Origin of the sequence: Amycolatopsis sp. NBC_01286 (assembly GCF_035982555.1) — a bacterium.
Classification (GTDB): domain Bacteria; phylum Actinomycetota; class Actinomycetes; order Mycobacteriales; family Pseudonocardiaceae; genus Amycolatopsis.
This window is the reverse complement of sequence record NZ_CP108428.1, coordinates 1,685,867-1,712,128: the sequence shown is the minus strand read 5'-3', so window position 1 is coordinate 1,712,128 and position 26,262 is coordinate 1,685,867. Positions and strand designations below refer to the sequence as shown.

The window sequence follows — 26,262 nt, the reverse complement described above, 5'->3', positions numbered from 1 at the left end:
TCACTCCTTGACCAGGCCGGCGTCGTGCAGGGCACGCGCCGCGACGTCGACGATGTCGAACGGCAGGCCGGCCCGCTCGGCGATGTCGAGAAGGGAGTGGTCGCCGTCGGAGAGGTTGAGCACCCAGAGCATGGCCATCTGGGCTTCCTTGGCGTCGCTGCGGCCGCCGAGCGAGTCGTACAGCCCGCGCTTGCCGAGCTGTGGTTCGCCGTACGGGCTGAGGTTGACGTACCGGCGGTTGCGGTCCAGGACGCCGAAGGCGTCGCGAAGCGCGCCGAGCGTGTCCTCCATGGCCGCGGGCGAGACGAAACCCGGGTTGTCGGCGGAGGTGTGGTACTCGGGGTAGCCGGCGTACGGCGTCCGCGTCAGGGAGCCGACGCCGAGGTTGAAGCCCGGCGAGCAGAACTGGCGCTCGTCGTAGCCGTACGGCGAGAAGTCGACGACCTTGTGCTCCCGCGAGCGGAGCACGTGCTGCACGACGCGGTCGATCTCGGCGTCGTCGCGGCGGGACTTCTTGTACGTCAGCGGGCCCGGGTCGCCGGCGCACGCCAGGACCAGCCCGTGCTTGACCTTCTCGATCCGGTCGGAATTGCGCGCCAGCCAGGTGATCGAGCCGATCGTGCCCGGCATGAACAGGAACCGGTACGTGTAATGGGGCTGGACGAGAGCCAGCTGCTGCGCCAGCGAGACCGCCACCGCGATGCCGGCGAGGTTGTCGTTGGCCAGCGACGGGTGGCACACGTGGCAGGACACGATGACCTCGTCGGTGACGCGGCCCGGGACGACGTGCTCGCCGTAGGTGAGCGAGCCGTCGGCCAGGGTCGAGTCGATGACGACGTCGTACTCGCCGTCGGGCAGCGCGTCGAGTTTCTCCTGCGCGAGGCAGAATCCCCAGGCCGGGGCGTAGTAGCTGGTCCGGTAGGGCACCCACGACGGCCGGTCCGGCAGCGTGTGCAGGTGCTCCCGCAGCTCGCTCAGCGGCAGCCGCTCCGATATCGGAACGCTGTAGCCGACGACGTGCAGGTTCGACTCCCGGAAGTCGATTACCCGCTCACCCGAAGGTGTGGCCACGTAGGCGTCGCGGATGTTCCACTCCTGCGGGATCGTCCAGTCCAGCACCTGGGTGCCGGTCGGGACCTCGTGCCGCTCCAGCGCGATGTGCTCGCCGATGATGTCCAGGGTCTGCCGCACGCCGTCGCCGGTGATGCTGCGGCAGATCGGGTACAGCCGCTCGACCAGGGCGTGCAGTTCCGCCCCGGTCCGCAGCTGCGTGCCCGCCACTAGTGCCGCCGCAGGGTGTCGTCGACGCGGCCGGCTTCGCCCTCACTGCGCAGCCAGGCGAGCCTGGTGAACAGCTTCTCGAACGACTCCCGGGTCAGCCCGAACTTCCGGTAGGCCTCGATCAGCTCGACGGCGCCGTCCTTGACCGACCACTCGCAGGCGAAGCCCGGGATGGCTTCGCGGAAGCGTGAGAAGTCGACGCGGTAGGAGCGCGGGTCGGCGCCGGCCTCGCCGGTGATGTTCAGCGTCGAGCCCGGCACGGCCTCGACGACCTCCTGGGCGATCTCGGCGACGGTGACGTTGTTGTCCTCGGTGCCGATGTTGAAGGCCTTGTTGTGCACGGCCTCCTTCGGCGCCGTCAGCGCCGCGGTGAACGCGCGCGCGATGTCCTGGGCGTGCACCAGCGGCCGCCACGGCGTGCCGTCGGAGAGCACCAGCACCTCGCCGGACAGGTGCGCGTGCGCGGTGAGGTTGTTCAGCACGATGTCGCCGCGCAGCCGGGGCGAGTAGCCGAACGCCGTCGCGTTGCGCATGTAGACCGGGGTGAAGTCGTCGTCGGCGAGCTCGTGGACGTCGGCCTCGACGCGCACCTTCGACTCGGCGTACGGCGTCACCGGCTTCAGTGGCGCGTCCTCGTTGACGAGGTTCTCGCCGCCCGCGCCGTACACCGAGCAGGTCGACGCGTACAGGTAGCGCTGGACACCGGCGTCCTTCGCCAGCTTGGCGAGCTTCACCGACGCGTGGTGGTTGATGTCGTAGGTCAGCTCGGGCGCGAGCGAACCCAGCGGGTCGTTCGACAGCGCGGCCAGGTGGATCACCGCGTCGACGTCGGAGACGTGCTTGGCCGTGACGTCGCGCAGGTCGACGGCGTACCCGCCCGGGTCGGCCGGTGCGGGCCCGAGCAGGCACTGCTCGAACAGCCCGGAGTCGAGGCCGACGACCTCGTGGCCGGCCGCGGCGAGCACCGGGGCCATCACCGTGCCCAGGTAGCCCTTGTGCCCCGTCAGCAACACCCGCATCGAATTCAGCCCTTCAGGTCGAGAGTGAGTTTCTTGACGAAAAACGCTTCGGCGTACTTCGCGGCCGCTTCGATCCCGCGGATCCGGGCCAGGCCGAGGAAGGCCTCCCGGTCGTACCAGCCGCGGTGCCGCTGGGACGCGTAGTGCGTCTGCAGCAGCCGGACCTTCTCCTCGGCGACGTCGTCTTCCAGGGGCTGGTAGACGGACGGGGCGCCGAGGTCGCCGTCCCACTTGACGATCTCGTAGCCGAGCGCCAGGTGGTCGCGGAACGCCGTCGGCACCAGCTTGGCCAGCCCGCGGTGGTCCTGGTGCGCGTCGTCGGTGCGCGGCGCCAGGATGACGTCCGGGTCGGTCCGTCGCCGCAGCTCCTCCAGCGCGTTCTTGGCCTCTTCCCAGTGCGCCGGGAACCGGCCGTCGGGCAGTTTCAGCACCGTGACGTCGACCTGCGCGCCGGGGCAGAACGCCGCCAGCGCCGCGCGCTCCTCGTCCTCGCGGGGCGTGCCGCCGCCGGAGAGGACCAGCGCGTCGACCCGCAGGCCCGGCCGTGACGCGCACATCGTCAGCAGGGTGCCGCCGGCGCCGATCGCGATGTCGTCGCAGTGCGCGCCGAGGGCGACGACGCCGCCGAGCTGTCCCGGCCGGAGCCCGATCACGCGGTGCTCGCGACGGGCCGCTCCCAGAGCGCCCAGGGCTTCTTGCCGTGCGTGTAGGCGTCGTCGAGCGCCGCGCGCTCCTTGACCGTGTCGGTCGGCTTCCAGAACCCGCGGTACGGGTAGGCCAGCAGCCGGCCGCGCTTGGCCAGCTCGCCGCAGCCGTCGGCGACCAGGTCGCCGTTCTCCGGGATGTGGTCGAAGACCTCTTGGCGGAGCACGAAGTACCCGCCGTTCTCCCACAGCGGCATTTCGCTGACGGCGGTGATCGCGCCGACCATGCCGCCTTCGTTCATCTCCACGCAGTGGAACGACGACTGCGGCGGCACGACCATCATCGACGCGCCGGCGTCGGTGTTCTCGAACCGCTCGATCATGTCGGGCAGCGGCGCGTCGGACAGGACGTCGGCGTAGTTCGCGAGGAACATCTCCTCGCCGTCGAGGTGGTCGCGGACGCGGCGCAGGCGCTCACCGATCGGCGACTCGATCCCGGTCTGCACGAACGTGATCGTCCAGTCGGCGATGTCGGTCGAGAGCAGTTCCGGCTTGCCGTTGCGCAGGACGAAGTCGTTGGAAATGGTTTCCTGGTAGTTCAGGAAGAAGTTCTTGATGTGCGCCGCGCCGTAGCCGAGGCACAGGATGAACTCCGTGTGCCCGAAGTGCGCGTAATACCGCATGACGTGCCAGATGAGCGGTCTCGGACCGACCATCGCCATCGGCTTCGGAACGTCGTCGGCCGCGCCGTTGCGCATCCGCATCCCGTAACCACCGCAGAAGAGTACGACCTTCACTTCAAGACACCTCGACGATTTCCAGGCGGGGGATGGGGAACACGAGCTTTCCGCCCCAGGCACCCACGAACGACAGCTGTTCGGTCAGTTCCTCCCGGAGGTTCCACGGGAGGACGAGCACGTAGTCGGGCCGATCGGCTTCGATCCGCTCCGGGGGCAGCACCGGGATGCGGGTGCCCGGGGTGAACCGGCCGTGCTTGTACGGGTTGCGATCGACCGTGTACTGCAGCAGGTCAGTGCGGATGCCGCAGTGGTTGAGCAGGGTGTTGCCCTTGCCCGGGGCGCCGTAGCCGACGACGGTCTTCCCGTCGTTGCGCGCCTCGATGAGGAACTTCAGCAGGTCCAGCCGCACGCGGGTGACGCGCTCGGCGAACTCGGTGTACCCGGACAGCTCGTGCAGCCCGGCGGCCTTCTCCCGCTCCAGCACGTCGGTCATCCGCTCGCTGGGCTCGCCCGCGACCGCTGCGACAACCGGGGCGCCGCCCCGGGCCGGGGGCTCCGCCACCCGGGACCCCCCGAAAGCCTCGGTGGGACGCGCCCACAGCCGGATCGAGCCACCGTGCGTCGGCACGAGTTCGACGTCGACCGCGGTCAGCCCGCCGGTCGCCAGCGCGCGGCGGGCCGATTCGACCGTGTAGTACTGGAAGTGCTCGTGGTAGATCGTGTCGTACTGGTTCTTCTCGATCAGCGTGAGCAGGTGCTGGACCTCGATGGAGACCCAGCCGTCGTCCGCGACCAGGGCGCGCAGGCCCTTGGTGAAGCCGAGGACGTCGGGGATGTGCGCGTAGACGTTGTTCGCGGCGACCAGGTCGGCCGGCCCGTGCTCCTCGCGCACCTGACGGCCGGTTTCCTCGGAGAGGAACGCGGTCAGGGTGGGCACGCCGGCGTCGCGCGCGGCCTGCCCGACGTTCACCGAAGGTTCGACTCCCAGACACCGGATCCCGTGCTCGACGACGTGCTTGAGCAGGTAACCGTCGTTGCTGGCGACCTCCACGACGAACGACTTCTCGTCCAGCCCGAGGCGCTCGACCGAGCCGTCGACGAAGCGCTTCGCGTGCTCCACCCACGACGTCGAGAAGGAGGAGAAGTACGCGTACTCCGTGAAGGTGTCGTCCGGGTCGATCAACGGCGGGATCTGCGCCAGCCAGCACTCGGTGCACACGATGAGGTGCAGCGGGAAAGTGGCTTCCGGCTCGTCGAGCTGTTCGGCGGTCAGAAATCGCTCACACGGGGGAGTCGCGCCGAGGTCCACGACGCTGGCCGTGTTTGTCGAACCGCAGAGTCGACATGTGGTCATCTACCAGGCTCCTTGGACTCGCGGTCGCGATATGCGTTAGACACGTCGAGCGGCGGTGGAAGGTCGTTACAGCGACGCGTGCCGGGCCGGTGGACCGATTCGGAACCGCAACATCACCACGCCAAGCAGGTGACCTGTGGTGCAGATCACGGACGGTGCCGGTCCGGATCCGTAACGTCCACAGTGGACTTGGGCCCTACGCTGGGCGGATGACTTCGGAGCCGACTCCCCGCCTGAGCGGGGTCGCGGGTGTGGTGCTGACGGTCCGGTTCCTGACGGAACTGGCGCTCCTGGGCGGCTTGGCCCTGGCCGGCACCCAGCTCGGCGGCGGCGTGGCCTTGGCGATCGTCGACGCCGTCCTGCTGCCGGTGGCGGCGGCCGCCGTCTGGGGCCTGTTCATCGCCCCGAAGGCCTCCCGGCGGCTCCCGGAACCGGCCCGCTTCCTGGTGGAGTTCGCCCTGTTCGCGGCCACCGGCGTGGTGCTGGCCCTGGTCGGCTGGGTGATCGCCGGGGTCGTGCTGGCCGTGGTCGGCATCGGCGTCGCGGCCCTGACCCGCCGCGTCGCCAAGGACGGCTGACCGGCCCTGCCATCACTGCCAACCTGTCCGCCGGCGATTGCCCCGGCTGCGGGTTCGCCCATTTACTGGGTGAGCACCAGGGCCCCGGTAAACGTCGAAATCCCCGTACCCACGGACAGGAGCGGAATCATGCAGAACGCAAATGGTGACATGCAGGTCGTGCCGGACGAGTTCGACCTCGACGTCCAGGCCGAGTTCAACCCGGACGTCGTGGTCTGGATCCTCGGCACCGACTGCTGCTCGGCCTTCTGATCGCCGCGGCGGGCGGAAAACCGGACCGGTTCCGGTTTTCCGCCGCCGGTTTCCCGGAGGCCGGAAATGGGTGACGAGATTTTCCGGGTGCACGACGGTTTCGTCGTACGCACCCCGCTGCGCTCGGGCGCCGCGCGGCTGCCGGCCGCCCCCGGCGGCCCGGATCCCGAGGCGTGCCGGGACGTCCTGCGCGCCGCGGCCGACCGCGCCGAGCTGGCCGAAGCGATCGAGGTCGCCAGCCCGAGCCTCGCCGCGGTCTTGGCGGACGCGCGGAGCGGCCGGCTCGACGCGCGCAAGCCCGCTCAGCTGCGGCGGGCCGCGCTCGCCGTGCTCAAGTACGACCTCCGCTCGCGGACCCGGCCGACGCCGTTCGGGCTGTTCGCCGGGGTGTCCGCCGGCCGGTTCGACCTCGCGCCGAAGGTGGAGGACGACGGACCGGCGCGGACGCGGACCCGCCTCGACCTCGGCTGGCTGCGGGACGTCGTCGAAGCGGCCGAGCCGGAGCCCGGCCTGCTGCCCCACCTCGACGTCCAGGCGCACTCGACGGTGGTCCGCCGCGGTGACCGGCTGCACCTCGACACGCCATCGGCAGGTCAGCGCGCGGCCGTTTCGGTGCGGTGCACCCCGGCGGTCGAGGCCGTGCTCGCCGAGACGCGGTCGGCCCGGCCCGTCCCGGACGTCGTCGCCGCGCTGCGGGACCCCCGAGCCATCGGGCTGATCGCCGAGCTGGTGCGCCAGGGCGTGCTGCTGACGTCGCTGCGGCCGCCGCTCGACGGCGGTGACCCGCTCACCCACGTCATCGACGTGCTGGCCGCGGCCGAGCGCCGCGGTGCGGTCGTACCGCTGCGCGACGCCCTCGTCGCCGTGGCCGAAGCGCGTGACGCCTACGACGCGCGGCCGATCGGCGAAGGGACCGCCGAACTGCGTCGCGTCGTCGCCCTCGCGCGGGACTTGCGGCCGCACGAGAACCCCGTGCACGTCGACACCCGGCAGGGGCTGCGCGTCCGGTTGCCGGAGGACGTCCGCGCCGAGGTGGCGGCGGCGGTCACCGCGATGTGGCGGATGTCGCCGCGCCGGGCCGTCCTCGGCGAGTGGCAGGCCCGGTTCACCGAGCGGTACGGCACCGGACGGCTGGTCCCGCTCCTGGAGGCCCTCGACGAGACCGCCGGGATCGGCGCCCCGGCGGGCTACCGGTGGCCGGCCGCGCGGCCCGCGACGCCGGAGCCGCCGTCGGAGCGGACCCCCCGGGACCGCCGGGTGGCGGCGCTGGTGGCCGAGGCGGTCCGGGACGGCGTGCGTGAGGTCGTGCTCGACGACGAAACCGTCGACGCACTGGCCGACGACGGCGACCCGGCCGAGGTCACGCGCTTCGGCGAGTACTGCTTCCAGCTGTGCGCGGCCTCGGTCGAGGACCTCGCCGCCGGCGAGTTCCGGCTGGTCACCGCGCCGAGCCACGGGTCGTACCAGCCCGGCGCGACCGCGAGCCGGTTCGCCGGAATGCTCCCCGACCCGGACGTCGTGGAGCGTGACGAGCAGGTCGTGCCCGTGACCCTGGCCTACCAGCCGCGCGAGGGGCGCGGCGCGAACGTCGTCAACACGCCCGCGCACACCGGCCGGCGGATCGCAGTCGGCCTGCCCGGGGGGACGCTCGCGCCGGCCGATCTCGCCGTCGGCGTGACCGGTGGCCGCGTGACCGTCGTGCACGTCCCGACGGGTACCGAGCTGCTGCCAGTGGTGCACAACATGCTGCGGCTCGAGGACCAGGCGCCGAACGTCGTCCGGTTCCTGCACGACGCCGGGCTGACCGGGACGCGGCTGTGGGAACCGTGGGACTGGGGGAGCGCGCTCGCCGGGCCGTACCTGCCGCGCGTGCGCTACCGGCGCACGGTGCTGAGCCCGGCGGTGTGGCGGCTGGACGCCCTGCGTGACGTGCCGGACGACGCCTGGCCCGGCGCGGTCGAGCGCTGGCGGACGGCGTGGCGGGTGCCGGAGCGGGTCGAGGTGCGCAGCCGGGACCAGCGGCTGACGCTCGACCTGGCCGACCCGTGGCACCGGGCGATCCTGCGCGACGAGCTGCGGAAGGACGCCGGCCTGGTCGCCACCGAGTCCGCCGACCCGGGCGGCTGGCTGGGCGGCCGGCCCGCCGAGGTGGTCGTCGGGCTCAGCCGCCGGACGCCGGTGCCGTCCGCGCCGCCGCCCCGGCCGCTGCGGGCCCGCCGCCGGTACCAGCCGGGCGGGGAATGGCTGTACGTCAAGGTTTTCTCACCGCGGCCGGACGTCGTGCGCGACCGGCTCCCGGCGCTGGCCGCCGAAGCCGGCGGGCCCTGGTACTTCGTCCGCTACGCGGAGCCGGACCCGGTCCTGCGGCTGCGGTTCCACGGCGACCCGGCGACGTTGTGGCCGTCGGTGTTCCCCCGCCTCGCGGCGCGGCTCGGCGAGTGGTCGGACCAGCGGCTGATCGGTGATTGGCTGGTGGCGAGCCACGAGCCGGAGCTGGAGCGCTACGGCGGCCCGGCGGCGATGCCGGCGGCCGAGGCGGTGTTCCACGCCGACAGCGAGCTCGCGATGAGGCTGCTGGATCTGGAACGGCGAACGGCCTTTTCGCTGGACGAGCTGGCCGCGGTGTCGCTGGCGGCGCTGGCCCACGCGTTCGGTGCGGCGGACCGGCTGCCGGCGATCACGCCGGGCCGCGAGTACGCCCGGAACCGCGTCCGGTGGCGGTCCCTCGTGGACCCGGCCGGCGACTGGCCCGGCCTGCGCGCGACGGCCGAGGGACGCGCGGTCGTCGACGCGCTCGGCCCGCGTGACGAGGCCGTGCGCCGCTACGGCGATGTCGTCCGCGAGCTGGGCGACGCCGAGGAGATCCTGGCGAGCCTGCTGCACATGACGTGCAACCGGCTGTTCGGCGGGCCCGTCGAGCGGGAGCGGAAGGTGCACGGCTACGCGCGTGCCGCGGTTCTCGACCACCTCGGCCGCCGGAAGCACTCGTGACCGCGGACTTCGCGGCGCTGGTGACCGAGACCGCGCGGCGGCTCACGCCCGTCGGATCGGGCGGGACCCGGCCGACCTCGCTGTTCCGCGGTCACCCCGGCGTCGCGATGCTGTTCGGCGAGCTGGCCCGGACGGACGAGCGGTGGTTGCCGGTGGCCCACCGGCACCTCGCGGCCGCGGTGGCCGCGCTGGCCGACGCGCCGGCCGCCGGGCTCTACGAGGGCCCGGCCGCGGTGCTCGCTGCCGCGCAGACGTGCGCGGCGGGCACCGGCCGCTACCGGGGGTTGCGGGCGCGGCTGACCGCGTACGCCGAGGCCGCGCAGGCGCACCGGCTCGCCCACCCGGGCGGCTACGACGTCGTCAACGGCCTCACCGGGCTCGGGCGCGTCCTGCTCGACGCGGGTGCCGACGTCGGACCGACCCTGGACGCGCTGGTCCGGCTGGCGGTCACGGAAACCCGGCCCGGCGCCGACGCCGGGATGGCCCACGGCGTCGCCGGGATCCTCGCGTTCCTCGCCCTCGCCGCGGAACACGAGCGGGTGGTGCCCGGCCAGCAGGACGCGATGCACCACCTCGCCGGCTGGCTGCGCGACATCGCCGGCGAAGACGCCGCCGGGCCGTACTTCCCGGCCTGGGCCGCGGAAACCCCGGTCCCGGCCAAGAGTGCCTGGTGCTACGGCGCTCCCGGCGTCGCGGTGGCCCTGCACCGGGCCGGGACCGTGCTGGGCGAACCGGCCTGGCGGCGGCTCGCGGTCGAGGCCCTGCGCGCGGTCCCCCGGCGCCCCGAGGCCGAGTGGCACCTCGACGGCCCGACCGTCTGCCACGGTTACGCCGGTCTGCTGCGCGCCCTGCACCGCGTCGGCACGGCCGCCGGCGATCCGGAGCTGCTGGCCGCGGCCGGCCGCGTCGCCCGGCGTGTGGCCGCGAGTGCGGACGAAACGGCGGAGTTCCTGTTCCGGCACCACGAATCCGGCGCGCCCGTCGACGTGGCCGGGCTCGTCGAAGGCGCGGCCGGGGTGGCCTGCGCGCTGCTGCCGTTCGCGGGGCACGACGGGCGCGGCCCGTCGTCGTGGGACCGCGTCCTGCTGTTCAGCTGAACACCCGCCGGCGCGTGGCGAGCAGTTCGAGGAGCCCGCGGCGGCCGTCGACGCCGATGTGGCCGTAGATGTCCTTCAGCCGCCGGTACATCGTCCGCTCGGAGCAGTAGAAGCGCCGGGCCATTTCCCGCGTCGACCGCGCTTCGATCACCATCTCGAGCACCGCGAAGTCGCTCACGCTCAACGCCGGCGCGGCGCCGGGGTGGTCCGGGGTGGCCAGGGCGAGGCGGGCGGCCTGCCGGTGGATCACCGTCACCGCGCGGGACGGCGGCAGCTGGATGTTGAGCACGCCGTGCGCCCCGGCGTGCATCGCGGCGTACGTCTGGTTTCCGGAGACGTCGTCGACGACGCCGATCACCGCTTGCCCGGGAAACGCGGCCCGGAGTGAACTGATCACCGAAACCTCGGCTTCGGTGAAGGCGGGCACCGCGGCCACCGCACCGCGGTGTTCCCGCAGGGTGCAGGACAGATCGGCCGTCAGCACCAGCCGGATGTCCTGCTTTTCGAGCAGGAACACGTGCGGTGAAAGGGCCTCGCCGAGACAGGCCGGGGCGATCACGTTCAGCCGAGCCGGTGATTCCGTCATGGTGGCCCCCGCAGATCCCGAAATATCGAAGAAACGATATCAGGGGATCCGCGGGGAATTGATTGTTCTTTTGTCCGGGGTCAGCCGATCCGCGCGGCGGCCGGGATGACGTCGGTGCCGAACTTCTCGAGCACCGCCGGGTTGTGCACGTGCGGGACCATGCCGAGGGCGACCTCGATGCCGAGCCCGTTCAGCCGCTCCAGCTCCTTCAGCAGCTCGCCGGTCTTCTCGCCGTCCTCGCCGATGTCAAGGATGTGGTAGACGGTCTTGGTGATCGAGCCGTAGTCGCGGCCCTCGGTCTCGCAGTGCTGCTTGAGGACGTCGAGCTTGTGCTCCAGCTCCGGGCTGTTGAAGAGGTTGCACTGGTCGGCGTACTTCGCGACGAAACGCAGCGTCTTCTTCTCGCCGCCGCCCCCGATCATGATCGGCGGCCGCGGGCTCGAAAGCACCTGCGGGACGTTCAGGAGCCGTGACGCGTCGAAGTGCGCGCTCTTGAACGGCGCGTCGCCCTCCGCCCACATCTGCAGGATGTACTGGAGGTTCTCCTCCAGCAGCTCGAAACGCTCCTTCAGGGGCGGGAAGGGGAAGCCGAGGCCCTTCGACTCCTCCTCGTTCCAGCCCGCGCCGACGCCGAGGATCGCGCGGCCGCCGGAGAGCACGTCCAGCGTCGTGATCGCCTTGGCCAGCAGGCCCGGGTGGCGGTAGAGGACACCGGTGACGACGGTCAGCAGCTTGGCGCGCTCGGTGTGCGCCGCGATGAAGCCGAGGGTGGTGTACGCCTCGAGCATGTCGTTTTCGACGGGGCCGACCCCGCCGATCTGGAAGAAGTGGTCCATCACGGCGATGGAGTCGAAGCCCGCTTGGTCGGCGGTGCGGACGACGGAGGCCAGGTCGGCGCCCAGCGCGGACGCCCCGTTCGGCCAGGTGAAGTCGGGGATCTGCAGTCCGAGTTTCATAGTCCTCGACCGTATACCTGGAGTTACCCCAGGTGCGTGCTCAGAAATCCCCGATGAGGGAAACCCTGCCGTGCAAGGGATCCGTGACGAACACCGTGTGCGTCCGCTGGTCGACGGCGACGTCGCCGGGGTTGACGCCCAGCGACAGGTCGCCGGTCAGCGTGCCCGTGGCGCCGTCGATCCGGCCGATCCCGTTCTGGCCGCCGTTGGTGTAGACCGTGTTCGTGCCCTGGTGCACGGCGAGCGCGGAGGATTCGCTGCGCAGCAACACGGTCTTGCGCTCGGTGCGCGTCGAGGAGTCCACAATGGACATGTGGTGGATGCCGGAGTTCGCGACGTACACCGTGCCGCTCGCGGCGTGCACCGCGACCGCCGTCGGCTTCGCCCCGACGTGCACGCTCGCGACGAACTCCCCGGCGTCGATGTCGAACACCTCCACCGAGTCGGTGTCGGTGCTGGCGCAGTAGGCCAGCTTGCGGCCGGGGTCGACGGCGATGCCGCCCAGGCTCGGCTTCGGGCCGGGCACGAGGGCCGCGAGCGAGCAGCTGACGCCGTCGAGCACGGCGAGCATGCCGGTGCCGCCGCTGGCCGCGTAGACGCGGTTGGCCTGCTCGTCGACCGCCAGGGTGGCCGCGCCGGCGCCCGCGCCGATGACGCTCACCAGGTCGTGGGTGCGGCCGTCCAGCACCACGACGGTGCCGGCCGGCGGGTTGGCGACGTAGATCCGGTTGGCGACCGAGTCGACCGCGATGTCGCCGGGCGCGCCGCCGACGCGGACCACCGCGCCGATCGTCGCGCTCTGCGGGTCCACGACGGAAACGGTCCCGGCCTGGGGATCCGTGACGTAACCGAGGCCGGTGACCGGATTCACCGCGATCCCGGTCGGGGCGCCGCCCAGCTCGATCGACCGGACGTTCTCCGCGCGCGCGACCCCGGGCAGGAACACCGCCCCCGCGCCCGCGGTGACCAGGGCGAACAGGGTCCTCCGACGTATCCGGCGGCCTCGCATCGGCGCCTCCGCTCGTGATCGATTCGCCTCCCGAGCGTAACCCGCGCGATGATCACGCGAAGGAACTTCGGGTCCCCCGATCGCGTTGTTTCCAGTGGGTAACCCACCAGAAGAGCGGGAAAGAGCGGACGGAGGCGAGCGCGCGTGCACGGGCACCAGAACGGGTTGAAGACGGCGTTGCTGCTCGGCCTGCTGTCGGCGATCATCGTCGCGATCAGCGGGCTCTTCGGCCGCGGTGCCCTGGTCATCGGCCTGGTCATCGCGCTGGGGATGAACGCCTTCGCCTACTTCAACTCGGACAAGCTGGCGTTGCGCGCGATGCACGCGCAGCCGGTGTCCGAGGCCGAGCAGCCCGCGATGTACCGGATCGTGCGCGAGCTCGCGACGGTCGCCCGGCAGCCGATGCCGGCGCTGTACCTCAGCCCGACGGCCGCGCCGAACGCGTTCGCCACCGGCCGCAGCCCGCGTCACGCCGCGGTCTGCTGCACCACCGGCATCCTCGACATCCTCGACGAGCGCGAGCTGCGGGCCGTGCTCGGCCACGAGCTGTCCCACGTCTACAACCGCGACATCCTGATTTCCTGCGTCGCCGGGGCCCTGGCCAGCCTGATCAGCGTGCTCGCGAACATCGCGTTCTTCTTCGGCGGCAACAACCGTGACGGGAACCCCCTGGTCGGCCTGCTGCTGCTCTTCGTCGGGCCGATCGCGGCCGCCGTCATCCGGATGGGCGTGAGCCGGTCGCGGGAGTACCAGGCCGACGCGTCCGGCGCCGAGCTGACCGGCGACCCGCTGGGCCTGGCCTCGGCGTTGCGCAAGCTGGACGCGGGCACGCGGGCGCGGCCGCTGGTCGCGGAGCCGCAGCTGGTGTCGCAGTCGCACCTGATGATCGCGAACCCGTTCCGCCCGGGCGAGGGCATGAGCAAGCTGTTCTCGACGCACCCGCCGATCGCCGACCGCATCGCGCGGCTGGAGGAGATGGCCCGCCGCGCCCCCGGCGGCCTCTGACCCCCAGGCGTCACTTTCACGGGGAAAGCTGCGTTTCTTCCACATGGTGGGACGGGGAATCCACGTCGGGTGCGCGGAGTTGCGCAGGCATGGTCTCCGCAGAGCTGCACCTGGGCGTCGCCATCGACGGGGCCGGGTACCACCCGGCCGCGTGGCGCGTGTCCGCGGCCGAGCCCGCCGCGCTGTTCACCTCGGGCCACTACCTGAAGTACGCGAAGCTCGCCGAAGCGGCTTCGCTCGACTTCGTCACCCTCGACGACTCGCTGGCGCTGCAGTCCGGCGGCGAACAGGTCGTCTGCGGCCGCCTCGACGCGCTGCTCACGCTGTCCGCGATCGCGCCGGCGACCAGCGGGATCGGCCTGGTGCCGACGGTCACCACCACGCACACCGAGCCGTTCCACGTCTCGACGTCGGTCGCGACGCTGGACTACGCCAGCCGCGGCCGCGCCGGCGTGCTCGCCGTGCCGTCGCGCACCGACGCCGAGGCCGCGCACTTCGGCCGGCGCCCGGCGCCCGCCGAGGCCGCCGCGGAGGCGGAGAACGCCGAGGTCGTCGACGTCGTCACCCGGCTATGGGACAGCTGGGAGGACGGCGCGATCATCCGCGACGCGGCCACCGGCCGGTTCATCGACCGGGAGAAGCTGCACTACGTCGACTTCGAGGGCGGCTTCTTCAGCGTGAAGGGCCCGTCGATCACGCCGCGGCCGCCGCAAGGCCACCCGGTGACCGCCGTCTACGGCGATTCCCCGCACGCCGTCGCCGCCGACCTGGTCATCACCAGGGCGGACCACCTCGACGCCGTGCGCGCCGCGGCCGCGCGGTTCCCCGGCGCGAAGGTGCTCGCGACCGTCTCGATCGTGCTCGCCGAGACCGCGCAGACCGCCCGGGACCGGCGGCGGGAGCTGGACGCGCTGACGCCGTTCGAGCCCGTCGGCCTGTCCTTCGTCGGCACGCCCGCGCAGCTGGCCGCCGAGCTGCCGCGCTGGGCCGCCGAGTCCGGCGTCGCCGGCTTCCACCTGCGACCGGCGGTGCTGCCCGACGACCTCGACCTGCTGACCGGCGAGGTCGTCCCGGCCCTGCGCGCGGCCGGCGCGTTCCGGCCCGGCTACCGCGGCTCGACGTTGCGCGAGCACCTCGGGCTCGGCCGCGCGGTCAACCAGTACGCCGTCACCCCGGGAGCCTGAGATGACCAAGCAGATCAAGCTCGCCGCGTACTTCCCCGGCGTCAACAACACCACGGTGTGGAGCGATCCGGCGGCGGGCAGCCAGATCGACTTCGCGTCGTTCGAGCACCTCTCCCGCACGGCCGAACGCGGCAAGCTCGACTTCCTGTTCCTCGCCGAAGGCCTGCGGCTGCGCGAGCACGCGGGCAAGATCCTCGACACCGACGTCGTCGGCCGGCCCAACACGACCGCCGTGCTGGCCGCGCTGTCGGCCGTCACCACCCACCTCGGCCTGGCCGGGACGCTGTCGTCGACGTTCAACGAGCCGTACGAGGTGGCGCGCCAGGTCGCGAGCATCGACCACCTCTCCGGCGGGCGCGCGGCGTGGAACGTCGTGACGTCGCCGGACGCCTGGACCGGCCGGAACTTCCGGCGCGGCGGCTTCCTCAAGCGCGAGGACCGGTACGCGCGCGCCGAGGAGTTCCTGGCCACCGTGCGCGAGCTGTGGGACAGCTGGCAGCCCGGAACCCTGGTGGGGGACAAGGAGAACGGCGTCTTCGCGCGCGACCCCGGCAAGTTCATCCACAGTGGACCGCAGTTCGACATCCACGGCGAGTTCACGCTGCCGCGCACACCGCAGGGGCAGCCGGTCGTCATCCAGGCCGGCGACTCCGACGAAGGCCGTGAGTTCGCCGCGAAGGCCGCCGACGTCATCTTCAGCCGGCACGGCACGCTCGAAGACGGCCAGGCGTTCTTCCACGACGTCAAGCGGCGTCTGAGCACCTACGGCCGCGAGCCCGGCGAGCTGCTGATCATGCCGGCCGCGGCGTTCGTCCTCGGCGACACCGACGCCGAAGCCGCGGAGCGCGCGCGGGAGATCCGGTACCAGCAGGTCCGTCCGGCCACCGCGATCCAGTTCCTCGAGCAGGTGTGGAGCCGCGACCTGTCGGCCTACGACGTCGACGGGCCGCTGCCCGACATCGACCCTGACCCGGACGCCGCGCCGCTGACCTGGGGCCGCGTCCGGCACGAGAAGGACCCGGCCGCGCTGGCCGCGAAGTGGCGGGCCCTCGCCGAGGAGAAGAAGCTGTCGATCCGCGAGCTGGTGATCGAGGCCACCGCGCGCCAGCAGTTCGTCGGCTCGCCGGCGACCGTGGCCGGGACGATCGACGAGTACGTCCAGTCCGACGCGGCCGACGGCTTCGTCCTCGCCCCGCACCTCACCCCGGGCGGGCTCGACGAGTTCGTCGAGAAAGTCGTCCCCCACCTGCAGGAACGCGGCGTCTTCCGGACCGAGTACGCCGGGCCGACGCTGCGTGACCAGCTGTTCTAGGCCGCGGCTCCCGCCGCCACGGCGACGGCCTTGACGTAGTCGCCGTAGCCGGACTTCGCGAGCTTCGAGCCCAGCGCGTAGCACTCGTCGGCGTCGATGAAGCCCATCCGCAGCGCGATCTCCTCGAGGCAGGCGATGCGCACGCCGGTCCGGTGCTCCAGCACCTGCACGAACTGCCCGGCCTCGAGCAGCGAATCGTGCGTGCCGGTGTCGAGCCAGGCGAACCCGCGGCTCAGCTCGATCAGCGTCGCGCGGTCCTGGCGCACGTAGGTGAGGTTGACGTCGGTGATCTCCAGCTCGCCACGCGGCGACGGCTTGAGCGCCCGCGCGATCTCGACGACCTGGTTGTCGTAGAAGTACAGCCCGGTGATCGCCTTGTTCGAGCGCGGCTTGGCCGGCTTCTCCTCGATGGAGACCAGCTTGCCGTCCGCGCCGACCTCGCCGACGCCGTAGCGCTCGGGATCCTTGACCGGGTAGCCGAACAGGACGCAGCCGTCGAGGTCCCGGACCGCGGCCTGCAGCCGGCTGGAGAAGCCCTGGCCGTAGAAGATGTTGTCGCCGAGCACCAGCGCGACGTCGTCGTCGCCGATGAAGTCCGCGCCGATCACGAACGCCTCGGCCAGCCCGTTGGGACTGGCCTGCTCGGCGTAGGTGAACGCGAGGCCGAACTGGTCGCCGTTGCCCAGCAGCTTGCGGAACATCGGCAGGTCAGCGGGGGTGGAGATGATGAGGATCTCGCGGATCCCGGCCAGCATCAGCACCGAGATCGGGTAGTAGACCATCGGCTTGTCGTAGACGGGGAGCAGCTGCTTCGACACCGCCTGGGTGATCGGGTGCAAGCGTGTCCCGCTGCCTCCGGCCAGCACGATGCCCTTCATTCGCTGCCTCCCTCTGCTCGGTCCACCGCCGCGGCCCACCCTACGGGGCAACGGGTGGAGCCGTGATGGGGAAGCGCTAGAAGGCCGGCCCCTTGCCGAAGTAGGCCTTGCAGCCGAGGTTGTACTCGGTGGCGATCTCCAGGACGTTCTTGCCGTCGTCGACCGGCAGCAGCGTCGAGGAGTAGTTGGGGCAGAAGTTGTTGTAGATGCCGGTGATGTGCACCGGCGCGGGCAGCTCGTACCAGTTGCCGCTGCCGAAGTTGTCGTTCGCGAGCAGGACCTGGCCGTTGCCGGGCTGCGGTTTGCCCTTGGCGTCGGTGTAGATCTGCCCGACCATGACGATCCGGACGCCGTTCGGCCCGCCGGGGAACAGCGTGATCGTCTGCGCGTGCTGGAAGTAGTTGCCGTTCGCGGTGTTGACGCGGGTGCCGGGGTCGGTCGGGCTGCCCCAGTTGGCGCCGTCGGGCGAGATCTTGAAGTACGGGTCGCAGTAGCGGTCGCGGAAGTTGCAGATCTCGTAGGCGAAGTAGTACCGGCCGTCGGGCAGCCGCCGGATGATCGGCATGCCGGGGCGGACGCGGTCCGGCGGGATGGCCAGGGTGAGCTGCTTGGTGCCCCAGTTCACGCCGTCGGTCGAGGCGACGCGGTTGAGCACCTGCGCGTACTTCGGGGCCTGCGTCTCGTCGGCGAAGTGCAGCCAGAGCGTGCCCCCGGCGTCGACGGTGAACTCCGGCTCCCAGATGCCGTCGATGTTGTGCGAGCGGGCGGCTTCGGCCAGGAACCCCCAGGAGCGGCCGCCGTCCTTGCTGGCCCAGATCTTGATCCCGACGCGGCGTTGCGCCCCGGCGTCCTGCCGGTAGGACGCGGCCCAGAGCAGGGTGCCCGCGCGGAGCCGGCCGACGCGCTGCGGGAGTTCGTAGAGGGTGCCGCAGCACATGCCGTAGCGGCCGTCGGGGTCGTGGATCTCGGCGATCTCGTGGAACGACGCGCCTTCGTCCGTGCTCTCCATGACGGGGGTGAACTTGCCCCCGGCGTCTTCGCTGGTGAGCGCGGCGATGATGCGCCCGCGTCCGAAGGCGGAGTGCTCGAGCCGCACGAGCCGGGCGTAGGAGCCGTAGCCGGGAACGAGCTGCCGGCGCTCGGCGGCGCTCGCGGGTGTCAGCAGGGCGGTGACGAGGACCAGCGGAAGCACGAAGACGAGCAAACGGCGCATCCTGACCCTCTCCACACGGTGACCGCGCGATTACAACACGCTGCAGGCGGTCTGCTGTGGACGGTCGCGCGGCGTTCGCACGTTCGGGGTTTGCCTGTGCCCGATTGGGTGATCGATCACACAAGGCGACGGTAACGCCGGGGCAAAGCCGGCCGAAAGATCACTGAGGGGGATCTGATGAGGAAATTGGTGTGCGCGCTGGCGGCCGTGGTGCTGGCGTCGGGGTGCGCGTCGGGTACCGGGTACGGCGTGATTGTGGCGGCTGGTTCCTCTGCTTCTTCGCCTCCTTCCACGGCTGCGCCGGCCGCGCCGCGGGACGTGCCGCCGGAGACGCACACGGGCAAGGGCGAAGGCCAGTTCGCGGTGACGTGGCCGGCGGACCAGCTGGGCTTCTTCACGTTCGACTGCCCGAAGTGCGCGGGCAACGTGATCATCAGCACCGACGGCGGCGAGTTCGGCCTGGTCAACGCGATCGGCGCGTACAAGGGCACGACCTGGCTGAACACGGAACCGGACCGCCCCACGAGGAAGGTGACGGTCCTGGCGGACGCCCCTTGGACGGCGACGATCGCGGACTACCGAAGCCTCCCGGAGGCGAGCGCCGCCAAGCCGTCAACCGGCAAGGGCGACGCGGTCCTGCGCGTCCCGGCGGGCATCACACGCGTCCACCTCAAAGCGAAGACCCGCGGCAACATAGCCCTGTGGGTGCAGTCCGAGGAGACCGGCGACCTGCTGGTCAACGAGATCGGCGACGTCGAGGTGGACCGGGACGTTCGAGGCCCGGCGTACCTGAGGGTGGACGGCTACGAGACGAGCTGGACGATCACGCCGTCCTGAGCGGAGGCATTCGTTGGTGGAGATCAGCTTCCTGACCGAATCCGACCGCGCCCGCTGGGAAGTCCTGGCCCGCGGCAAGGACGCGCACTTCGAGGTGGAGCGAGCCGACGAAGCCTACGAACGCACCTGGCGCCGCCTGCTGGACGACGACCGGACCCGCGGAATCGCCGCCCGCCTGGACGGCGAGGTGGTGGGCGCAGCGCACTACCTGTTCCACGCGAGCATCTGGTACGCCGCGAAGTGCTACTTGGCGGACCTGTTCGTGGCCCCGGAAGCCCGCCGGCGGGGCATCGCGACGGCGATGATCGACTGGGTGGCGAGGGACGCGAAGGAGCAGGGTTTCCCGGGCCTGTACTGGAACACGCTGGCGGACGCCCCGGCTCGCGCGCTGTACGACAGGGTGGGCAAGTACCACGAGGGCTTGATCCACTACAGCTACCGCCGCGACGCGGACCGGAGCTGAGGGCACTCGCCGACGTTGTACCCACGGGCACCCGGTAGGGGATACCCGCAGGTCAACGAGGGTGCGTCAGCGGTAGTTCGTGAACTGCAGCGCGATCTCGAAGTCCTTGCCCTTGAGCAACGCGATCACGTCCTGCAGCTGGTCCTTCTTCTTGCCCGACACCCGCAGCTGGTCGCCCTGGATCTGCGCCTGCACGCCCTTCGGGCCCTCGTCGCGGATGAACTTGGCGATCTGCTTCGCCTTGTCCGAGGCGATGCCCTGGATGATCTTGCCGCTGAGCTTGTAGATCTTGCCCGACAAGGCCGGCTCGTCCGCTTCGAACGCCTTCAACGAGATGCTGCGCTTGATCAGCTTCTCCTTGAAGACCTCGACCGCGGCCAGGGCGCGCTCCTCGGTCTCGGACTCGATCGCGATCGCCTCCTCGCCGGACCAGTTGATCGTCGTGCCCGTGCCGCGGAAGTCGAAGCGCGTGCCCAGCTCCTTGCTCGCCTGGTTCAGCGCGTTGTCCACCTCCTGGTGGTCGACCTTGCTCACGACGTCGAAAGAGGGATCCGCCACGTGTCCTCACACCTCGTACTCGCTAGTCAGGGGCACCCAGCCTAGTCCCGGGTATCCCGGTTGACCCCCGCCGGGAGTGCTTGGGTAAGCTTCTCCCCGGCCGGTACAACCGGCTTGGGCGGGTTACCCGAGTGGCCAAAGGGGACTGGCTGTAAACCAGTTGGCTTACGCCTACGGGGGTTCGAATCCCTCACCCGCCACGCCCAGCGGCCCCGGTGACCTCGCAGGTCACCGGGGCCGCTTGCGTTAAAAGCCCGAGTTCCCGGCTCCCCTCACCAGCGTGTAGCCGCCGTCGTTGAGCAGCCCTCCCGACGTGGCGCCCGTCACCGTTGTATGCGCGATCGATGCGCTGCCCGTCGCGTTCGTCTCGATGCCGTACGTGCCCGCTCCGGCGATCGTCACGCGGTCGAAGCTCAGCTGCGTGATCGACTTCTGGAAGCTCAGCAGCACGCCCTGGTAACCGCTGTCGGTCAGCGTCAGGTCCTCGACGACGATCGGGGCCGCGATGGGTGCCGAATCCGCGTAGATCCAGAGGCCGCCGATCGCCGAGTTCCAGTTGTACTCGAAGCTGCCCGTCCTCACGAGCGTGTTGCGGCGGATCGACGTCGTGCCCGACAGCGGGACCGGGTTGAAGCGGGTGCCGACCGTGATGCCCGAGCCCGCCGTGACGTTGTCCGCGACGACGTTGTCCTCGACGCGGTTGCCGGACCCGCCGAAGACACCGATGCCGTTGGCCAGCGCCGGCGACTGGACCGTGTTGAACGTGTACGCGCTCCCGGCCACCGTGTTGCCTTCGGAGAACATCGCCAGCCCGTCGTCGCCCGTGTTGCGGACCATCGACTGGTCCACGCGCACGTTGCTCGTGCCGGCGTCCTTGGCGTGGATGTTGACGCCGTCCGCGAACGTGTCGCGGATCCGCGTGCCGACGACGTACAGGCCGTTCGTGCCCGAGTCGGCCCACAACCCGACCTTGGTGTGCTCGATCCACAGGTTCTGGATCAGCGACCCGGTGCCGAAGTTGCCGTCCAGCGCGCCGTCCGAGCCGTTGTCGTCGCGGATCCGGACGTCACCGAAGATCGCGAAGTCGGCCAGCGTCACGTTGCTGCCCGTGCCGAAGAAGCCACCGCGCGGACCGGTGCCCTGGATCACCGACGACCACGGCCCCGCGCCGAAAACGCGCACGTTCGCGACGTTGATCTTCGACGTGATCCGGAACGTCCCCGCCGGGATCCACACCGGCTTGTGCTGGGCCGCGCCCGCGGCGATCGCGGCGTTGATCGCCGATGTCGCGTCCGAGCCGTTGTCCGGCACCGCGCCGTACGACGTGATGGACAGCGCACCCGCCGGGGCGGTCGCCGCAGTCGGTGCCTGCTCGGCGTCCAGCAGGTCGACGTCGTAGTACGCGGCCGTGCTCGACGCGTCCTTCTGCAGCTTCAGGACCGTGCCCGCGGGCCAGTCACCGATCGAAGCGCGTGTCTCGTCGTAGTACCGGTGCGGGCTGCCCTGCGACGGCACGTTCGTGTACGGGTACACGCCGTAGACCCAGCTGTAGTTCGACGTCAGCGACAGGTCGCGGATCTTCGTCCCGTTCGCGTAGAGCGCCAGCGGCGCGGTCTGCCCGGCGCCGTCCGCGCTGTCCGGGATCGAGAACCGCAGGGTGACGGCGTTCGCGGGCTTGGTCAGCGTGACGCTCACCGACTGCCCGGTCGCGCCGAGCCGCACCGCGCGGCGGCCGCTCGACTCGGCCTGGACCGTGTGGAACGTCCGGTCCGCGGCGAGCACGGTCCCGGTGGTGCTCCCGGCTTCGGCCTCGTACTCGGTGTACGGCGTCGTCGCGCCCCGCGCGGCCAACGCCGTCTCGTTCGCGACGACGACGCTGTCGACCAGGACGTCGCTGCCGGTGCCGGCCAGCTGCAGCGTGTTGACGCCGGCGCGGACCGGCACCGTGACCGTGGCCGTCCGCCAGCCGGTGCCCGACGGCAGGGTCGCCGTCCCGGCGTCACGGCCGTTCGCCGCCACCGCGAGGGTGCCCGCGTTGGCGAACCGGATCGTCGCGGTCGCCGTGCCCGCCGACGCCATCGCGAACGTGCGCACCAGACGCGCGCCCGCGGTCCCGAAGCCGGTCACGTAACCCGGCCCGGTGAAGCCCGTGGTCGCCGTGCCGACGGTCGCGCCGCCGGACAGGAACGCCGCCTCCGCCTCGCCAGGACCAGCGGGTTGCGAAGGCACCGACGGCGTCACGGTCAGGCTGTCGAGGTTCACGTTGCCGGAGTCGGTGCTGTCGAACGCGTACGCCACCGTGTGGTCGCCCGCGGTCAGCGTCACGGACTCGGTCGCGCTGGTCCAGGTGTCCCAGTTCGCCGACGCGGGCAGCGACACCTGGCGCTGGCGGACGCTGTCGACATAGAGCGAAAGCGTCATGGCGGCACCGGTGCCGTTCGCGTACCGCAGCGCGAGCGACTGCGCCCCCGCGGTGGTCACCTTGACCGCGAACGACGTCCGGGCGTTGCCCTTGTTGCCGTCGGTGTAGCCGCCGACGAACCCGCTCCCGCTGTAGCCGGGGTGCTCGGTCGAGACGACCGCACCGCCGGTGAGCGTCGCGTTCTCGGCCTCGAACAGCGGACCCGCCTGCCCGGTGGCGGACGGCGTCACGTCGAGGCGGTCCAGGTTGACGTTTCCGCTGTCACCCGAGCCGAATGTGTAGGACACGCTGTGCGTGCCGGCGCCGAGGGTGACGGCGACGCTCGCCGAGCCCCAGCTGTCCCAGGAAGCCGTCGCGGGCAACGAAACCTGTTGTGCGGCAGAGGAGTCGACGCTCAGCGAGAGGGTCCGGGAAGAGCCGGTGCCGTTGGCGTAGCCGAGCGCGAGGGTGTACGAACCGGCCGAGGCCGCGCTGACGGCGAACGTCGTCCGCGCGGTGCCGCGGTGGCCGTCGGTGAAACCGCCGACGAAGCCGGAACCGCTGTAGCCGGGATGGTCGGTTTCGACCACAGCGCCGCCCGAAAGAGCAGCGGATTCGGCTTCGAGACGGGTGGTCGCGGCGTGCGCCGGGACCGTGGACAAGAGAGCGGTGAAAGTGAGCACCGCGACGGCCAGAACAGGAGATCTGCGCATCTGTTTTCTCCCAACAAAGAGAGTCAGCCCTTGACGGCCCCGCTCAAGGCGTTGCCGCGCAGGAACATCCGCTGGAACACGAGGAACAAAACGACGGGGATCACCGTCGAAATAGCCAAAGCGGCGAGGAAGACGTCCAGCTCGACGAACTTCTGCAGCGCCGGCAGCCGGACCGAGAGCGGCTGGACCGCCGGGTCGGGCAGCACCAGCATCGGCCACAGGAAGTCCTTCCAGGCGGCCACGATCGCGAACACCGAGACGACGCCGAGGATCGGGCGTGACATCGGCAGCACGACCGACCAGAACAACCTCAGCGGGCCCGCACCGTCGACGCGAGCGGCTTCGAACACCTCACGCGGGAGGTTGTCGAAGAACCGCTGCACCAGAAGGATGTTGAACGCGCTGGCGCCCGAAGGCAGCCAGACCGCCCAGAACGAGTTGATCAGCGAGAAGTCGACCATCGACAGGTACAGCGGCACCAGCAGCACGACGGCCGGCACGAACAACGTCGTCAGGACGACGCCGGTGAGCACGCGCCGGTAGCGCGGCCGCAGTACCGACAACGCGAACCCGGCCGTCGTCGCGACGATCAGCTGCACCAGCCACGACCCGGCGGCGACCCACACGGTGTTGAGGAAGTACTTGTCGATCTGCACGCGCGTCCACGCCGTCGAGAGGTTGGCGAAGTCGATCCCGTGCGGCCACAAGGCCAGCGGGTCGCGCAGCGTGTCCTGCGTCGGCGTGACCGCCGCCTTCGCCAGCCACAGCATCGGGCCCAGGCCGGCCAGGAACAGGGCCGCGAGCAACAAAGCGTGCAGCGTGCGGGTGGTGCGGCGGACGGCGGGCCGCCGCCAGTCCGACGGCGAGAGCAGGGCGCGCGTCATGACTTGCTCCAGGAGCGGGTGAGGCGGAAGTACACCGCGGAGAACAAGCCCAGGACCAGGGCGAGCAGGACGCTCAACGCGGTCGCGGCGCCGTAGTCGCCGCCGAGGCTGTCGGCGAAGGCGTAGTCGTAGACGAGCAGCAGGATCGTGGTCGTCGACCGCGCCGGGCCGCCGCCGGTGAACAGGAACGGCTCGAGGAACACCTGCGCGGTGCCGACGATCTGCAGGATGAACGTGATCAGCAGGACCCCGCGCAGGTGCGGCAGCGTGACGTGCCAGACCTTGCCCCAGACCGACGCGCCGTCGATCTCGGCCGCCTCGTACTGCTCGGGCGGGACGCTGGTCAGCGCGGCGAGGTAGATGATGATCGTGGCGCCCGCCGCCGCCCACGTCGCCTCCGCGACCAACGAGAACATCGCCGTCGACGCCGACTGCAGCCACGGCGCCGGGCTGATCCCGACGGCGCCCAGCACGGTGTTGAACACGCCGTTCGGGCTCGCGTCGTAGAAGAACTTCCACAGCAGCACGGCCACGACCGGCGGGATCACCACCGGCAGGTAGGCCAGCGCGCTGTAGAGGCCCTTCGCCCGGCGGACCTCGCTCATCAGCACCGCGGCGACGAGCGGGATCGGGTAGCCGAGCAGCAGCGCGAGCACGGCGAACCACAGCGTGTTGCCGACGGCGTTCCACAGCTGCGGGTCGCTGAGGACAGCGCGATAGTTGTCGAGCCCGACGAACACCGGGTCGGACACGAGGTTCGTCTGCTGGAAGCTCATCACGACGGCCTGGCCGATCGGCCGCCACGAGAACAGCCCGAACACGACCAGCATCGGCAGCAGGAACAGGATCGTGCCGAGGCCGCCGCCGCGCACCCACGTCATCGGGGTGCGACGGCGGCGGGCCCGGGCCGGGCGCGGGGTCACCGCCGCCGGCCGGGCCGCCGTGAGCGTCACGGCTTGTCCAGCAACGCCTGGGCCTGCGTCTGCGCGTCGGCCAGCAGGGCGGGGATGTCCGCGCCGCGGTCGGTCAGGACCTTCTGCGCCACCGGGTCGAGCAGGCCGTAGACCTGCTGGGTGGAGCGCGTCGGCTCCGGGATCAGCGGCTGGCCGGACATCTTGTCCGTGTACGGCGTCATCTGCTTCACCGGCACGTTGACGTACTGCGCGATCCAGCCCATCCGCTGGTCGAAGGTCGCCTTGTCGAACACCGGCAGCTCGGGGGAGCCGACGGCTTCACCGGAGTCCGCGGTCGCCTTCGCGTCGGCGACGGCCGCGGCCTGGTCGGCCTGCTTGCTCAGGTAGTAGAAGTCGATCCACTTCACCGCCGCGGCCTTGACGGCGTCGTTCGCCTTGGCTTTGACGCCGGCGAGCGTGCCGCCGCCGAGGACACCGGCGTTCGAGCCGTCGAGCGGGAGGGCCGTGACGCCGTAGTCGTCCGCCTTGATCGCGTTCTGCGCCTTCAGCGAGCCGTAGTTGCCGCCGCCGGAGACGTACATCCCGATCCGGCCGGCGGCGAAGTCCTGGTTGATGCCGTTCCAGTCGTAGAGGAAGTTGGCGCCCATGCTGTTGTCGTCCCAGCGCATGGTGTGGATGGTCTGCAGCGCGCGGGCCATCTGCGGCGTGTTCAGCGTGGCCGTCGCCTTGTCGCCGGTCAGCTGCTCGGTGCGGCCGCCGAAGGCGTAGTCGAGCGTGGCGAGGATCCAGCCGCCGGTGTTGTCCGTGGTCAGCTGGGCGTACCCGGCCTGGCCGGTCTTCCCGGCGATCTGCTTCGCGTCCGCGCGGATCTCGTCCCAAGTGGACGGTGGCTTGTCCGGGTCGAGGCCGGCCTGCTTGAACAGCGTCCGGTTGTAGTGCAGCGCCTGGCCGTGGGCGGCGATCGGGACGGCCCACATCTTGCCGTCGTCGGCCGAGCCCGCCTTCGCGACCTCGGGGTTGAACTTCTTCGCGTACGGCAGCTGGTCGACCAGGCCGCTGATGTCGGCGAGCTGACGGCGTTCGATCAGGCCGCGGCCGTCGGTGAACGGCATGGTCAGGACGTCGGGGAGCGTGCCGCCCGCCAGCTGCGCGGTGAACGTCGTCGCGTCCCACTTGAACTCCTGCGGGACCAGGTCGATCTTCGGGTTCGCGGCTTCGAACTGGGTCACCCGGGTGTTGAACGCGGCGACCGCGCCCTGGTCGAGGCCCGGTTCGATGGACACCTTGACGACGGTCTTGCCGTCGGCGGTGGTGGTGGCGTCGCCACCGGAACAGGCGGTCAGCGCGGCGGCGGCGCACAGGCACACCGCGGCGATCTTCGAGGACTTCATCG

Annotated in this window: 24 protein-coding genes and 1 tRNA gene; 10 read left to right on the top strand and 15 right to left on the bottom strand. The window is 71.0% G+C overall.

Going from position 1 to position 26,262, the window contains the following annotated elements; translation table 11 throughout:
• Genes OG570_RS08170 through OG570_RS08150 form a run of 5 tightly spaced genes read right to left on the bottom strand, consistent with a single transcriptional unit; the run spans nt 1 to nt 5,038 of the window.
• Complete coding sequence (locus OG570_RS08170; RefSeq protein WP_326956121.1) at nt 1–1,281, bottom strand: DUF4910 domain-containing protein; 1,281 nt, start codon at nt 1,279–1,281, stop codon at nt 1–3.
• Entirely contained in the window at nt 1,281–2,300 is a 1,020-nt protein-coding gene (locus OG570_RS08165) for an NAD-dependent epimerase/dehydratase family protein (RefSeq protein ID WP_247060415.1), read from the bottom strand. The genes OG570_RS08170 and OG570_RS08165 overlap by 1 nt, the downstream gene beginning before the upstream one ends.
• Before the next feature lie 5 nt (nt 2,301–2,305).
• Nucleotides 2,306–2,953, bottom strand: a complete 648-nt coding sequence (locus OG570_RS08160) for a PIG-L deacetylase family protein (RefSeq protein ID WP_326956120.1) — start codon at nt 2,951–2,953, stop codon at nt 2,306–2,308.
• Nucleotides 2,950–3,741 carry a glucose-1-phosphate cytidylyltransferase gene (locus tag OG570_RS08155; RefSeq protein ID WP_247060419.1) on the bottom strand — a complete coding sequence of 264 codons (792 nt, stop codon included), beginning with the start codon at nt 3,739–3,741 and terminating at the stop codon, nt 2,950–2,952. The genes OG570_RS08160 and OG570_RS08155 overlap by 4 nt, the downstream gene beginning before the upstream one ends.
• A 1-nt stretch (nt 3,742) precedes the next feature.
• On the bottom strand, nt 3,743–5,038 hold the full coding sequence (locus OG570_RS08150) for a class I SAM-dependent methyltransferase (protein WP_326956119.1): 1,296 nt from the start codon (nt 5,036–5,038) through the stop codon (nt 3,743–3,745).
• A 209-nt stretch (nt 5,039–5,247) separates the two neighbouring features.
• Between OG570_RS08150 and OG570_RS08145 the strand changes: the two genes are divergently transcribed.
• The 4 genes from OG570_RS08145 (at nt 5,248) to OG570_RS08130 (ending at nt 9,956) form a co-directional block, all read left to right on the top strand.
• Nucleotides 5,248–5,616, top strand: coding sequence for a YrdB family protein (locus OG570_RS08145; RefSeq protein ID WP_326956118.1), 369 nt, complete (start codon nt 5,248–5,250; stop codon nt 5,614–5,616).
• A 129-nt stretch (nt 5,617–5,745) separates the two neighbouring features.
• Nucleotides 5,746–5,868 (top strand): hypothetical protein, encoded by a 123-nt coding sequence (locus OG570_RS08140; RefSeq protein WP_326945965.1) that lies wholly within the window; start codon nt 5,746–5,748, stop codon nt 5,866–5,868.
• Between the two features lie 66 nt (nt 5,869–5,934).
• The gene (locus OG570_RS08135) at nt 5,935–8,859 is read left to right on the top strand and encodes a lantibiotic dehydratase (RefSeq protein WP_326956117.1); all 2,925 of its coding nucleotides are present in this window, start codon (nt 5,935–5,937) and stop codon (nt 8,857–8,859) included.
• Nucleotides 8,856–9,956 (top strand): lanthionine synthetase C family protein, encoded by a 1,101-nt coding sequence (locus OG570_RS08130; RefSeq protein ID WP_326956116.1) that lies wholly within the window; start codon nt 8,856–8,858, stop codon nt 9,954–9,956. Before OG570_RS08135 ends, OG570_RS08130 begins: the two co-directional genes overlap by 4 nt.
• Here the strand turns inward: OG570_RS08130 and OG570_RS08125 are convergent.
• From OG570_RS08125 to OG570_RS08115, 3 genes are all read right to left on the bottom strand, one after another.
• The gene (locus OG570_RS08125; protein WP_326956115.1) at nt 9,949–10,542 is read right to left on the bottom strand and encodes a helix-turn-helix transcriptional regulator; all 594 of its coding nucleotides are present in this window, start codon (nt 10,540–10,542) and stop codon (nt 9,949–9,951) included. The two genes, OG570_RS08130 and OG570_RS08125, sit on opposite strands and share 8 nt — an antisense overlap.
• An 80-nt stretch (nt 10,543–10,622) precedes the next feature.
• The gene (locus tag OG570_RS08120; protein ID WP_326945969.1) at nt 10,623–11,498 is read right to left on the bottom strand and encodes an LLM class F420-dependent oxidoreductase; all 876 of its coding nucleotides are present in this window, start codon (nt 11,496–11,498) and stop codon (nt 10,623–10,625) included.
• Between the two features lie 40 nt (nt 11,499–11,538).
• Nucleotides 11,539–12,507, bottom strand: a complete 969-nt coding sequence (locus OG570_RS08115; RefSeq protein WP_247060431.1) for a YncE family protein — start codon at nt 12,505–12,507, stop codon at nt 11,539–11,541.
• A gap of 144 nt (nt 12,508–12,651) precedes the next feature.
• On the opposite strand from OG570_RS08115, the gene htpX reads away from it, so the two are divergent.
• The 3 genes from htpX (at nt 12,652) to OG570_RS08100 (ending at nt 16,008) form a co-directional block, all read left to right on the top strand.
• Nucleotides 12,652–13,512 carry a zinc metalloprotease HtpX gene (gene htpX / locus OG570_RS08110; protein WP_326945971.1) on the top strand — a complete coding sequence of 287 codons (861 nt, stop codon included), beginning with the start codon at nt 12,652–12,654 and terminating at the stop codon, nt 13,510–13,512.
• Nucleotides 13,513–13,601: 89 nt separating this feature from the next.
• Entirely contained in the window at nt 13,602–14,696 is a 1,095-nt protein-coding gene (locus tag OG570_RS08105) for an LLM class flavin-dependent oxidoreductase (RefSeq protein ID WP_326956114.1), read from the top strand.
• 1 nt (nt 14,697) lies between these two features.
• Nucleotides 14,698–16,008, top strand: a complete 1,311-nt coding sequence (locus OG570_RS08100) for an NtaA/DmoA family FMN-dependent monooxygenase (protein ID WP_326956113.1) — start codon at nt 14,698–14,700, stop codon at nt 16,006–16,008.
• Here the strand turns inward: OG570_RS08100 and rfbA are convergent.
• Nucleotides 16,005–16,886: a glucose-1-phosphate thymidylyltransferase RfbA gene (gene rfbA / locus OG570_RS08095; protein WP_247060435.1), complete on the bottom strand. Its 882-nt coding sequence runs from the start codon at nt 16,884–16,886 to the stop codon at nt 16,005–16,007. The genes OG570_RS08100 and rfbA overlap by 4 nt on opposite strands.
• A 76-nt stretch (nt 16,887–16,962) precedes the next feature.
• The gene (locus OG570_RS08090; protein WP_326945974.1) at nt 16,963–18,099 is read right to left on the bottom strand and encodes a sialidase family protein; all 1,137 of its coding nucleotides are present in this window, start codon (nt 18,097–18,099) and stop codon (nt 16,963–16,965) included.
• Nucleotides 18,100–18,276: 177 nt separating this feature from the next.
• On the opposite strand from OG570_RS08090, the gene OG570_RS08085 reads away from it, so the two are divergent.
• Both OG570_RS08085 and OG570_RS08080 read left to right on the top strand, forming a co-directional pair.
• The gene (locus OG570_RS08085; protein WP_326956112.1) at nt 18,277–18,936 is read left to right on the top strand and encodes a hypothetical protein; all 660 of its coding nucleotides are present in this window, start codon (nt 18,277–18,279) and stop codon (nt 18,934–18,936) included.
• A gap of 16 nt (nt 18,937–18,952) precedes the next feature.
• Nucleotides 18,953–19,399 carry a GNAT family N-acetyltransferase gene (locus tag OG570_RS08080; protein ID WP_326959928.1) on the top strand — a complete coding sequence of 149 codons (447 nt, stop codon included), beginning with the start codon at nt 18,953–18,955 and terminating at the stop codon, nt 19,397–19,399.
• Nucleotides 19,400–19,465: 66 nt separating this feature from the next.
• On the opposite strand, the gene OG570_RS08075 is transcribed toward OG570_RS08080, so the two are convergent.
• The gene (locus tag OG570_RS08075) at nt 19,466–19,957 is read right to left on the bottom strand and encodes a YajQ family cyclic di-GMP-binding protein (protein WP_247060445.1); all 492 of its coding nucleotides are present in this window, start codon (nt 19,955–19,957) and stop codon (nt 19,466–19,468) included.
• Nucleotides 19,958–20,074: 117 nt separating this feature from the next.
• Between OG570_RS08075 and OG570_RS08070 the strand changes: the two genes are divergently transcribed.
• Nucleotides 20,075–20,157 (top strand) — tRNA-Tyr (locus tag OG570_RS08070).
• Nucleotides 20,158–20,203: 46 nt separating this feature from the next.
• On the opposite strand, the gene OG570_RS08065 is transcribed toward OG570_RS08070, so the two are convergent.
• Genes OG570_RS08065 through OG570_RS08050 form a run of 4 tightly spaced genes read right to left on the bottom strand, consistent with a single transcriptional unit; the run spans nt 20,204 to nt 26,260 of the window.
• Nucleotides 20,204–23,071, bottom strand: a complete 2,868-nt coding sequence (locus OG570_RS08065) for a carbohydrate-binding protein (protein WP_326956111.1) — start codon at nt 23,069–23,071, stop codon at nt 20,204–20,206.
• Nucleotides 23,072–23,094: 23 nt separating this feature from the next.
• On the bottom strand, nt 23,095–23,955 hold the full coding sequence (locus OG570_RS08060) for a carbohydrate ABC transporter permease (RefSeq protein ID WP_247060447.1): 861 nt from the start codon (nt 23,953–23,955) through the stop codon (nt 23,095–23,097).
• Complete coding sequence (locus tag OG570_RS08055; protein ID WP_326956110.1) at nt 23,952–24,908, bottom strand: carbohydrate ABC transporter permease; 957 nt, start codon at nt 24,906–24,908, stop codon at nt 23,952–23,954. Before OG570_RS08055 ends, OG570_RS08060 begins: the two co-directional genes overlap by 4 nt.
• Complete coding sequence (locus OG570_RS08050) at nt 24,905–26,260, bottom strand: ABC transporter substrate-binding protein (protein ID WP_326956109.1); 1,356 nt, start codon at nt 26,258–26,260, stop codon at nt 24,905–24,907. Before OG570_RS08050 ends, OG570_RS08055 begins: the two co-directional genes overlap by 4 nt.
• Nucleotides 26,261–26,262 lie beyond the last annotated feature (2 nt).